Raw genomic sequence first — 11,083 nt, 5'->3', positions numbered from 1 at the left:
GGCGGTAGACACTAACGTTATAATATTTGAACGCATTAAAGAAGAACGTCGCCAAGGCCGTGCACCATATCAAGCTATTCAAGAGGGTTATAAACAAGCCGCAAATACAATATTTGACGCCAATATAACCACCATGATCACCGCACTTATTTTATACGGCATAGGCTACGGGCCCGTTAAAGGTTTTGCCATTACACTCGCACTGGGGCTTTTAACGTCTGTATTTACAGGTGTGTACGTATCAAAAATATTAAGCCAAACGTTGTATTTAAAAATGGGTAAAAATGCAGGAGTAAAAGTACATGCTTAACACTTTTTTGAAAGACGAGGCGGGCACACGTTTACGCTTTATGGGCATGCTTTTAAGCACCATGTTAGTGCTGCTATCCGTAGTTACGCTTGCGCAAAAAGGTTTAAATTTTGGCCTAGACTTTACTGGTGGCTATTTAACAGAGTTTACAACCAGCCAAAGCGTTGAACTAAAAGAGCTTCAATCGTTTATTGCTAAAAATCACAATGGTGAGTTTGAGCTAACCGCGCAAGGTAATAGCCATTTTCAATTAAGAGAAGCGCCAAGTGCATCAAAAACAGCTAATAACCTTGATTGGCAAAGCGCCGTTACACAAAATGATGATATAAACGCACAGGTTTTATCGTCGGCCTATATTGGCTCACAAGTGGGCGATGAGTTATTTGATCAAGGCTGCTTAGCCATGTTTGCTGCAATGGTTGCAGTAATGATTTACCTAGCAGTGCGCTTTGAATGGCGATTAGCACTCGGCTCTGTAGTAGCGCTAGTGCACGATTTAATACTCGTACTTGGGTTATTTTCACTATTACAAATTGAATTTAACCTAACCGTACTGGCAAGTTTACTGGCTATTATTGGTTACTCACTTAACGACTCAATAATAGTAGGGGATAGAGTGCGTGAGCTTTTACGTGTTCAATCAAACAATGTACTTAGCCCAGCGACTATTATTAATAATGCGATTAAAAGTACGCTAACACGTACCTTAATAACGTCGGGTACCACACTTGCAACGGTTGCCAGCGTTTGGTTACTTGCAGGCGCACCACTGCAAGGCTTTGCTATTGCATTATTTATCGGCATTGTAGTGGGTACGTTCTCATCTATTTGTATAGCGGCAACCTTGCCAGAGCTATTGGGATTAAGCGCTAAAAATTACGAAGTAAAAGTAGATGCCCACACGCAAACATTATTAGATATGCCATAAGGTTTTTAATAAAGCACAAGCAAAGAGCTGCACCAACCAACAGCTCTTTGCTTGTTTAATGCTAATTTAAGCCCCGCTAGTATTCCCACCAAACTTGCGGGGGTTTAAAACAATGGTTTTAAGCCTAGCAAAAATGTTAAACTAACTGCCTTATTTTTACTGCCAGTATTGTATTAATCCCCATGAATAAAACCCACGTTATCGAACACCTTCGTTTTGCGCTAGAAGCGCAGCTTACAACAGCAAAAGTAGCGGCAAAAACTGCGCACGACACCGCCACACATGAAGAAAACATAGCCGAAAATAAATACGATACGCTAGGGCTCGAAGCCGCTTATTTAGCTCAAGGCCAAGCCCAGCGCGTAAACGATTGCTATAAAAGTATAGAATTGTTCGAACCTGCCTTTAACGAAAAGCCAACCGACAAAATAGCTATCGGTTCGCTGGTATGTTTAGAAGATGATAACGCAGCCCAAAAATGGTTTTATTTAGGCCCAGCCGCTGGTGGATTAACGGTAAACGTTAAACAGCACGCAATTGCTGTAGTAACACCCGGCGCTCCTATGGGTAAGCAGTTATTAAATAAACAGATTGATGATGAAATTACGCTAACAACTGCAGGTAAAGCCCAAGAATACGTGGTGGTAGAGATTTTATAAAGCTTTGGTTTGTGAGTGAACCGTTTGCTGGTAGAGCCATATCGACACAATAAACGCTTATTTTTATTCATAAATTAATTGTCGTATGGTATGGCTTCGCCATTTATCCAACCTACAGCTATGCTTTTATAGCGTAACGTGGTGTGCACTTCAATTTGTACAAAGGCATGTAATGAGAAGTACCTAATAGTTTAAAAATGAGCAGGGTTGATGTTAGGTGTTCCCTTTTTAATTGATTTTAGTGCTTTACAGCCTCGTTTGTTGTATTTCCCAAGTTGGCTACTCGGTGCTACTATAGTGATACATTTGTTTGGGGATTATTATGAGAGTAGAACTAGTAACAACATTGAAGCGTCAAGCAACGAAGATATTATCTGAACTTCATTCCTCTAAAGAACCTGTGTTGATAACTGAACATGGGCAACCATCGGCATACTTAGTAGATGTCGATGATTATGAATTTATGCAAAAGCGTATGCAAATTCTTGAGTCACTTGCAAAAGGAGAGCAGGCAATAAGTCATGGTGAAACCATGTCGAATGTTGAAGCTAAAGATAAAATGAAAAAATGGCTGAAATAATTTGGACTAATCCAGCTTTGGATGATCTTAACGATATTGCTGAATATATCGCATTAAGCAATTTGCAGTCAGCGAAAAAATTGGTTGCCAAAATATTTGAAAAAGTTGAACGTCTCGAACCCTTTCCTGAATCAGGTAAAAAACCAATTGAGTTAGCTAACCTAAATTATCTTGAACTGGTCGTGAATCCTTGTCGTATATTTTACAAAAAAGATAACAATAAAGTATATATTTTGCACGTAATGAGGCAAGAGCGAGACTTACGAAAATTTTTGTTGCTAACGTAATATACAGCTAACAAGTAGGTAATCCCTGAGTGAAATTAGTATGACCCTCATACTAATTATTGTAAGAAGCAATTATTAAAAAGCCATCCAAACATCTCATCTAACATCCTATATTTTAAATATCCAATTTTAGGTAGCTTTTTTCACAAACTTCGCTGTTACCATCATTTCGCCAATGCCTTCCACTTTACAATCAAGTTCGTGATCTTTTTTATCAAGCACTCTTCTAACGACCGCTTTGGTGCCAATTTTAATTACTTGCGAGCTGCCTTTAATTTTTAAATCTTTGGCTACGGTCACTTTATCGCCATCATTAAGTAAAGTGCCGTTGGCATCTTTTACTAAAATTGCGTCTTCATCATTTGTAGTATTTGGGTTCCACTCATGGGCGCACTCGGGGCAAATAAGCAGTTGTTGGTCTTCGTAAACATATTCACATTGGCATTTTGGGCAAGCAGGCAGCGACATTTTTAACTCTCATAAGGTATTGTTTTGCGTATTTTAATCTGCGTTATTAGTTAATCAATATTTTTCATCTTCACGCTAAAAATATCTCGTTTGTGCGTTTTTAAAAAAGGGCATATAAAGCACATGTCGCTTAAGCAATTTAAGCGCTAACTCGTACAGTAGGTACCTGTTAAAGCACCCATCATATTAAGTGATTCGCGCAATGCCCACTTAGTACGATGGGTGTTTCTATTTATAATGCTTAGTACTTTACTAAGCATGCTTTTTATATTTTGACTTAACTAGGAAAAGTCGTGTTTAAAACCTTAATTGTGGTTGATAACAACGAGCAAACGCTTGCTCAATCGTTCGAAAATGTAATTACGTTTAATACCTACTTACGTGATTACCCAAAACATAACGAACCAAAAACACGCATTATTAATCTGTGCGACTCAAGCCAATACTTGAGCAAAGGTTACTATTGCTCGTTACTTGCTGAGGCGCGCAAACACCAAGTTTTACCCAGTGTAAAAACCATTAATGCACTTCGTAGTGGCCAAGCTCCTATGTTAAATGTGGGCCAAATAGATGGCACACTTTATTTTGGTAATGCCCAAAACGATTTACAATCAAAAGCGGCAAAGTCGGTATTTAAACAATACCCAACGCCTATTTTATTTGTTGATGAGCAAGGCTTATTGCAACAAGGCTCGATGTCGTCTTTAAGCGAGCAGCAGTACAGCGAATTTGTAGCCAAGCTAGATAACTTTACTAAAACGCAGTGGCGTATTAGTTCTGTGCAACGTCGTTTTAGATGGGACATGGCAATACTTGTTGATCATAACGAAAAAGTACCACCGAGTGACAAAGACGCCATTGCACGTTTTATTAAAGCAGCGGCTAAACACGGTATTTATGCACAAGCATTAAGCTTTGACGAAATTGATAACATTGCCCAGTTTGATGCGTTATTTATTCGCCAAACTACAGCGATTGACCACCCAACGTATCGCCTTGCAAGCAAAGCGCAAAGCCTGGGTTTAGTGGTTATTGACGATGCTGAGTCTATTTTACGTTGTTGTAATAAAGTGTATTTACACGATGCATTTAATTATCAAAAAGTGCCAAGTTTAAAAACGGTTGTAGTGGCTGATCAAGCAAATGAAACGCTTGAGCAATTAGAAGAAGCGTTTACGTATCCGCTTGTTTTAAAAATGCCTGAAGGGTCGTTCTCAAAAGGTGTGTTTAAAGTATCAAACCGTGATGAGCTTGCCGCTAAGCTTACAGAGCTGTTTGAATATAGCGCATTAGTGCTTGCACAAGAGTACATGTATACCGAATACGATTGGCGAGTGGGTGTGTTAAATGGCCGTGCAATTTATGCATGCCGCTATTTAATGGCGCGTAACCATTGGCAAATTTATAACCACGACGCGAAACGTTTTTTCTCAGGTGGCTTTGAAACATTACCAACCTTTGAGTTACCAAAAGCGGTGTTAGATGCAGCATTAAAAGCGTGTAAAACGGTAGGTAGGGGTTTATATGGCGTAGATGTTAAAGAGCATCAAGGCAAAGCATATGTACTTGAAGTAAACGACAACCCAAGTATTGATCACAAAGTAGAAGACGGCTATTTAGGCGACGAGCTATACATGATCATTATGGATGAGTTTAAACAACGCTTAGAAGCACGAGGCCGTGGGTAATAACATGAGCAACCTTGTTATTCGAAAGGCGCTTAGCAGTGATTTAAATGCACTGATTGACGTTGAAAATGCTTGCTTTAATAACGATAAATTAAGTCCGCGTAGTCTAAAACGCTGGCTTAGTGCAAAACACGGTATTTTACTCGTTGCCCAAAATGGCGAGCAAGTATGTGGATATGGATTAGTGTGGTGCCATAAAGGGACGCGTTTAGCGCGTTTATATTCGCTTGCTGTAAAACCCACAATGCAAGGTAAGGGCGTTGCAAAGGCATTGCTTACTAGCCTTGAAAAAGAAACGTATGAGCGAGGGCGTATTTACCTTCGTTTAGAAGTGGCTGTAAATAACGAAGGTGCGATAGGGCTTTATAAAAGCTTAGGTTACAGAGTGTTTGGTCAATATAGCGATTATTACGATGACCACAGTGACGCACTACGAATGCAAAAAAACATTCGACAAACGAGTGAGTTAAAAGTGGCGCGTTTAACGCCGTGGTATCAGCAAACTACCGAGTTTACTTGTGGGCCTGCTGCGCTATTAATGGCAATGGGTGCACTTGAGCCAACAACTGAGCTTACTCAATCACATGAGCTGGCACTTTGGCGTGAAGGTACCACCATTTTTATGACCTCGGGTCACGGTGGTTGCCACCCGTTTGGTTTGGCAATTGCCGCTAACAAGCGGGGTTTTAAAAGCGAGGTAATGGTTAATACCACAGAGCCTTTGTTTTTAGATGGTGTACGTAACGAGAACAAAAAAGTGGTGTTAGCTACCGTACACCAGCAATTTGTAGATGGTATAGCGCAAGCAAATATACCGCGTAAGCATAAAGATGTAGAGCTTGAGCATATTGAGCAGTGGTTAAGTAAAGGCTTTAGTGTGCTGTTATTAATTAGTACATACAGTTTTGATGGTAAAAAATCGCCACACTGGGTGTGTGTTACGCACCTTGATGAGCACTGCGTGTATGTTCACGATCCGTTTTGTGAGCCAGGTAACGATAAACAGCTCGCAATCGATTGCCAATATGTACCTATTGCGCGAAGTGATTTTAGTAAAATGTCAGCGTTTGGTAGCCAACGTTTAAGAACGGCGGTGGCTATAGCTAATAAAATATAAGGTTAACAGTGACTTTTTTAGATTTAATTGATGTAGCCCCGTATTCATGGGCAGCTATTGGTACTGCGGCTTTTTGCGGTGCCATTATTGGAATAGAGCGCCAATTGCGTGGCAAACCTGTAGGAATTCGTACATCAGCCCTAATAACGCTGGGCACGTATTTGTTTTTATCCACTGCGTTTAATTTACAAGGCGATGTAATTGACCACTCTCGCGTAGTGGGACAAATAATTACTGGTATTGGCTTTTTGGGCGCAGGCGTAATGCTAGCTAAAGACGGCGCTGTGGTAGGAGTAACATCGGCAGCAACTATTTGGGTGCTGGCATCTATTGGCGTAATGATAGCCACCGAAAACTTGGGCGCAGCTATTAAGCTTTCTGTGCTGGTGGTCGGTATTTTATACGGTGTTGATGTGCTTGAAGCTAAGTTTAAAAGCTTAAGTAAAGGTGTGCACACTAAAGTTAAAATTTATTCAAAGCGCTATTATCGCAAGAGCGAAAATGAAACAGAGCGCCACTTATAAAGTGGCGTTTTTATAATTAAGTTTATAACTAACTTAATACTAATTTTTGATGCACTAAAGCATCGCAAAGTGCTTGTGGGCGGCCTAAATAATAGCCCTGAACCTTATCGACATTTAGTTTGCGGAGGGTGTTTATTTCTTCTAGTGTTTCTATGCCTTCGGCAATAATATTACAACCAATGTCTTTAGCAAATCCGCATAATGCTTTAGCTAATAAATATTTTCGACGGTCGCTATTAATGTTTCGGGTAAGGCTAATATCAAGCTTAATAATATCTGCTTGTAGCTCCAAAATATGCTGAAAAGAAGAATACCCTGCACCAACATCGTCTATAGCTAGGCGTATGCCTTTTTTACGCAGTGGCGCGAGTGCCGTTAACATTTCATTGTAGTTGGCAATAGGAGAGTGTTCGGTTACCTCCAATACTATATTGCTGCAATCAGAAATAGCAGCTAATGCATTGGCAACGGCACCACTTAGTATATGCTCTGGAGAGGTGTTAATTGACACATACACCTCTTTATTGAAATGACTCATATTGCCTAAAACATTGTTTATTGCCAACATTTCTAGGGCTTCACCTAAACCAAACTGTGCTGCTTCATCAAACCAAATGTTAGGTGTTCTATAGGGCTCAACAAAAAAGCGAGACAAGGATTCGTAACCCGAAACTTTATTTGTGTTTAAGCTATATATAGGCTGGTAGTAAATTTCAATATTGTTTGTGTTTATAATATTAAGTACGTTAGATTTAATAAGTTGTTTTGCTTCATTGTCTTGTATTTGTGTATCAATAAGCTGTGAAGCCAGATCTGAAATTAAATTTAAAAACGCCAGATCACGCTTGTTTAATGTGTCGTCTTTTTGCTCGTTATAGCAGCAAAATGTGCCATAAATATCGCCGTTAGATAAGGTAATTGGCACCCCAATATAAGCGCCAATATTAAGCTTTTTAGTAACCGGCATATTGCGGGTTATACTATTTTTACTGATGTCAGGTATTATATTATCTAGTTCATTATTGGCTAATTTATTACAGTAGGTTTCGTTTATGGGATCAAAATTACCTACTTTTACAATCTCGTTAGGGCGTTTGGTATCAACTAATTTAAATATACGTTTAGAGTCTTTAAACTCAGAAATAAAAGCAACGTCCATATCAAGGTGTTTACGAATAAGTGCTAGCAAGCGAGTTAGTCTAGTATTGAGATCAGTCTCTGCTTCAATATCTAATAGTAAATTTTCACTAAAATTTACATGCATATTTCCAACTTCCTGTGTTTTAGTTAATGGTTTATATTAATACAGTAGCTTGGCTTGTTTTTAAAGTATTAACCAAACAATTTTTTTCTCACTACTTTACGATACTCACTGGGTGTTTGGTTCAATATTTTTCTAAATATTCGCGTTAAATGACCTTGATCATTATAGCCTACTTCTAACGCTACTTCCTGAATTGATAAATTTGACGAAGCGAGCAACTCTTTAGCACCTTCTACTCGTAACTGTTGCCAATACTCAATAGGGCTTTGGTTGGTAGCTGCTTTAAAGCGCCGCGTAAAAGAGCGATAGCTTAAATTAAACTGTGCGGCTACATCCTGTAAATTAAGCTCTGTTGCTAAGTTAGTTTTTAACCAAAATTGAATTTGGGCAATTAATTCATCGGGATGGCGATCAACCGCACCTTCAAGATAGCGCTGATCTTCGTAGGGTTTGCGTATTTCGTGGGAAAAATTGCGCTCAACATGCTGCGCTGCAGCTTTGCCATAATACTGGCTAATAATATGCACTATTACATCGGCTAGGGCGTTTAGGCTGGCTACGGTATAGAGTCGCTCGGATTGAGTAATAAAAAAGTCAGGCTTTAACAGTACTTTGGAGTAGTCGTGACTAAATTGTTTAGCGTAATGCCAATGGGTGGTTGCTGGGTGCCCGTCAAGTAACCCGGCCTCTGCTAGTAAACAGTTGCCAGTGCCTACACCTATAATATGGCTGNCTGCCATTTGTAAAACTTTGCCCCAGCCAAGTAACTATATTTTGATTAGTGCGTACAACTGGGCGCGGGTTTCGCCAAATACCGGGCACTATTACTAAATCGCAATTTGGGGTATTGCTGGTGGCGCAATCGGGAAGGATTGCCAAGCCGGTACGATTGCTTATTGGTTCAAGGTTTTTAGCAACTAAATGAATAGCGAGTGGCCTAAAGTTTTGTTTATTAATATGGCCTTTTGCAAAGGCTTCGCCCGCTCTCAGCATCTCTATAGGGAGGGTTAAACTCGTTATTAATAAGTGTTGGTAAACAGCAATAGCTATATTTAATGGGGGGTTACTCTGTTTATCAGTCATATAGATGCTCCGACCAGTTAGGGTTGGCCTTTTATGCTTAATATTTGGCTATTAAAGCACAAAGTGTGGTGCGCAATCCATTTAAACTAGTGTCATATTCTTATAACACGTTTTTTAAAGGTAAATTATGACCGCATTACCCGTAATTGTAGGCATGGGAGGCATTAATGCCGCTGGCCGTACTTCTTTTCACCAAGGTTACCGCCGTATTGTGTTAGACAGTTTAAGTGCACAAGATCGTCAAGAAACGTTTTTAGGCCTCGCCACCTTGATGAATTTAGTTAGTGTTGTTGATAATCAACTACAAGACACTCAAGGTAACAATGTTGAGCAAAGCGACATAGAAGCACGTTTTGGTGAACAAATAATTGCCGGTACGCTTATTCGTAAAATCGAAAACGAACATTTTGATCCAGACGCTACCCCATGGCAGCAAAAAATGACGCTAAGCAACTCGGATGAGAATGCGATTGTGTTTGAAACCCGTGCTCGCGATTTACCACAACCGGTACCTGCAAGTTGGCAGGTAGAGCAACTCGAAGGTAAAAAAGTTAAAGTTACTATTGCCGCAGATATAGATGTTAAACACGCTTCAACTCGCGACAACCCGATTAAATCGGCAGGGNCAGCCGCTATCAGCCACGTGGTTTGCAAGCAACTATTTTTGCTGCTACCGATGCAATAAAATCAACCGGGCTTGATTGGCAACATATAATGAATAGCGTAGAGCCAGACAAAATTGGTACTTATTCGGCGTCTGTTATTGGCCAAATGGATGACACAGGTTTAGGTGGCTTAGTTAAAGCTCGCCAGCAAGGCGACCGCGTAAGCACTAAGCAATTAGCGCTGGGTTTAAATACTATGTCGACCGACTTTATTAATGCGTATGTAACGGGCAACGTAGGTACTACGTTTTCAACTTCGGGCGCATGTGCTACGTTTTTATATAACTTACGCGCAGCGGTTAACGATATACAAGCAGGGCGCACCCGCGTTGCTGTGGTAGCCAGTGTTGAATGTGCTATTACGCCAGAGGTTATAGAAGGCTTTGGTAACATGAGCGCACTGGCAAACGTTGAAGGTTTGCGCCGTTTAGATAACTTAAGTAATACAGATGAGCCCGACTATCGTAAAAGTAGCCGCCCGTTTGGCGAAAACTGTGGCTTTACGCTAGGTGAAGGCGCGCAAGTGGCTATTTTAATGGATGATGCTCTAGCACTAGAGTTAGGCGCTGACATTATGGGGTGTGTGCCAGATGTATTTGTAAATGCCGACGGGATTAAAAAGTCAATTACTTCACCAGGGCCGGGTAACTACATTACTATGGCAAAATCGGCGGCACTGGCAAGTAGCTTATTAGGTAAAGAAGCCCTGCAACAGCGCAGCTTTATATTAGCCCATGGTTCAAGTACGCCGTTAAACCGCGTAACCGAGTCATTAATTTATCATAAAGTGGCACAAACCTTTGCTATTGATAACTGGAAAGTAACTGCGCCAAAAGCATATGTTGGCCATACTATAGCTCCTGCAAGTGGCGACCAATTAGCGATAGCTTTAGGTGTATTTAGCCATAATATTATGCCGGGTATTACCACAATTGATAAAGTGGCTGATGATGTTTACACCGATCATCTTGATATTCGTAATAGCCATTACGAATGCGCTGATATGGATATTGCTTTTATAAATTCAAAAGGCTTTGGCGGTAATAATGCAACAGCTACCGTACTTTCACCAAAAGTAACAATGCAAATGCTCGCTAAGCGCCATGGCGATGAAGTTATGAGTAGTTACGCGCAGAAAAACATGGCAATTAAAGCCGCGCAACAAATGTATCAAGCTCAAGCTGATTTAGGCCAATATGAGCTTATTTACCGCTTTGGCGACGGACTTATTGACGACAACGACATTGTAATAGACGAGCAAAGTATTCAGTTACCGGGCTTTAAAAAAGCAATTACGTTTAGCACAACAAATTCCTATCAAGATATGTTTTAAGCACACATACTTGTTAGCAAGGCGCTTTTTAAGCTGTCTCTTATACACAAATCCCTGCTAAGAAATTAGCGGGGATTTTTTTGAACTAAATCTCAATGTCATGATCAGATCTTCAAATCTTGTTTGAGGGCACATTATGATTAACGAACATACTCATTGGGCAAAACAACAATTCGG

Annotated in this window: 10 protein-coding genes and 2 pseudogenes; 9 read left to right on the top strand and 3 right to left on the bottom strand. The window is 40.2% G+C overall.

Features of this window, described 5'->3' with window-relative positions; translation table 11 throughout:
- The 5 genes from L655_RS01000000125910 to L655_RS0119285 form a co-directional block, all read left to right on the top strand.
- Positions 1-310: MMPL family transporter (locus L655_RS01000000125910; RefSeq protein WP_033012207.1), on the top strand; the 310-nt coding region annotated here is incomplete at its 5' end.
- Positions 303-1,238 carry a protein translocase subunit SecF gene (secF, locus tag L655_RS0119300; protein ID WP_024605995.1) on the top strand — a complete coding sequence of 312 codons (936 nt, stop codon included), beginning with the start codon at positions 303-305 and terminating at the stop codon, positions 1,236-1,238. The genes L655_RS01000000125910 and secF, both read left to right, overlap by 8 nt.
- A 182-nt stretch (positions 1,239-1,420) precedes the next feature.
- Positions 1,421-1,897: a GreA/GreB family elongation factor gene (locus L655_RS0119295; protein ID WP_024605994.1), complete on the top strand. Its 477-nt coding sequence runs from the start codon at positions 1,421-1,423 to the stop codon at positions 1,895-1,897.
- 322 nt (positions 1,898-2,219) lie between these two features.
- Complete coding sequence (locus L655_RS0119290; protein ID WP_024605993.1) at positions 2,220-2,477, top strand: type II toxin-antitoxin system Phd/YefM family antitoxin; 258 nt, start codon at positions 2,220-2,222, stop codon at positions 2,475-2,477.
- On the top strand, positions 2,465-2,764 hold the full coding sequence (locus L655_RS0119285; RefSeq protein WP_024605992.1) for a type II toxin-antitoxin system RelE/ParE family toxin: 300 nt from the start codon (positions 2,465-2,467) through the stop codon (positions 2,762-2,764). Before L655_RS0119290 ends, L655_RS0119285 begins: the two co-directional genes overlap by 13 nt.
- Positions 2,765-2,893: 129 nt before the next feature.
- On the opposite strand, the gene L655_RS0119280 is transcribed toward L655_RS0119285, so the two are convergent.
- Positions 2,894-3,232: a zinc ribbon domain-containing protein YjdM gene (locus L655_RS0119280; RefSeq protein WP_024605991.1), complete on the bottom strand. Its 339-nt coding sequence runs from the start codon at positions 3,230-3,232 to the stop codon at positions 2,894-2,896.
- Between the two features lie 293 nt (positions 3,233-3,525).
- Here L655_RS0119280 and L655_RS0119275 point away from each other — a divergent pair, with 293 nt between their 5' ends.
- Genes L655_RS0119275 through L655_RS0119265 form a run of 3 tightly spaced genes read left to right on the top strand, consistent with a single transcriptional unit; the run spans position 3,526 to position 6,561 of the window.
- Positions 3,526-4,920, top strand: coding sequence for a RimK family protein (locus L655_RS0119275; protein ID WP_024605990.1), 1,395 nt, complete (start codon positions 3,526-3,528; stop codon positions 4,918-4,920).
- Positions 4,921-4,924: 4 nt separating this feature from the next.
- Positions 4,925-6,037, top strand: coding sequence for a GNAT family N-acetyltransferase/peptidase C39 family protein (locus tag L655_RS0119270; RefSeq protein ID WP_024605989.1), 1,113 nt, complete (start codon positions 4,925-4,927; stop codon positions 6,035-6,037).
- Between the two features lie 8 nt (positions 6,038-6,045).
- Positions 6,046-6,561, top strand: a complete 516-nt coding sequence (locus L655_RS0119265; protein WP_024605988.1) for an MgtC/SapB family protein — start codon at positions 6,046-6,048, stop codon at positions 6,559-6,561.
- A gap of 28 nt (positions 6,562-6,589) precedes the next feature.
- Here the strand turns inward: L655_RS0119265 and L655_RS0119260 are convergent, their stop codons facing one another.
- The gene (locus L655_RS0119260) at positions 6,590-7,825 is read right to left on the bottom strand and encodes an EAL domain-containing protein (protein ID WP_024605987.1); all 1,236 of its coding nucleotides are present in this window, start codon (positions 7,823-7,825) and stop codon (positions 6,590-6,592) included.
- Between the two features lie 68 nt (positions 7,826-7,893).
- A pseudogene (locus tag L655_RS01000000125905) lies at positions 7,894-8,908 on the bottom strand (helix-turn-helix domain-containing protein).
- A 127-nt stretch (positions 8,909-9,035) separates the two neighbouring features.
- Here L655_RS01000000125905 and L655_RS01000000125900 point away from each other — a divergent pair.
- Positions 9,036-10,906 (top strand): annotated as a pseudogene (locus tag L655_RS01000000125900) (beta-ketoacyl synthase).
- The last annotated feature ends 177 nt before the right edge of the window (positions 10,907-11,083 follow it).

It is taken from the genome of Pseudoalteromonas sp. TAE79 (assembly GCF_000498015.1).
GTDB lineage: Bacteria > Pseudomonadota > Gammaproteobacteria > Enterobacterales > Alteromonadaceae > Pseudoalteromonas.
Note: the sequence above shows the minus strand (reverse complement) of the source record. Positions and strands in the feature narration are given on the sequence as shown.

Bases quoted from the DNA above. Each gene is read 5' to 3' on its own strand.
- secF (WP_024605995.1), top strand. From the start codon at position 303: ATGCTTAACACTTTTTTGAAAGACGAGGCGGGCACACGTTTACGCTTT.
- L655_RS0119280 (WP_024605991.1), bottom strand. From the start codon at position 3,232: ATGTCGCTGCCTGCTTGCCCAAAATGCCAATGTGAATATGTTTACGAA.
- L655_RS0119285 (WP_024605992.1), top strand. From the start codon at position 2,465: ATGGCTGAAATAATTTGGACTAATCCAGCTTTGGATGATCTTAACGAT.
- L655_RS0119270 (WP_024605989.1), top strand. From the start codon at position 4,925: ATGAGCAACCTTGTTATTCGAAAGGCGCTTAGCAGTGATTTAAATGCA.
- L655_RS0119290 (WP_024605993.1), top strand. From the start codon at position 2,220: ATGAGAGTAGAACTAGTAACAACATTGAAGCGTCAAGCAACGAAGATA.
- L655_RS0119295 (WP_024605994.1), top strand. From the start codon at position 1,421: ATGAATAAAACCCACGTTATCGAACACCTTCGTTTTGCGCTAGAAGCG.
- L655_RS0119260 (WP_024605987.1), bottom strand. From the start codon at position 7,825: ATGCATGTAAATTTTAGTGAAAATTTACTATTAGATATTGAAGCAGAG.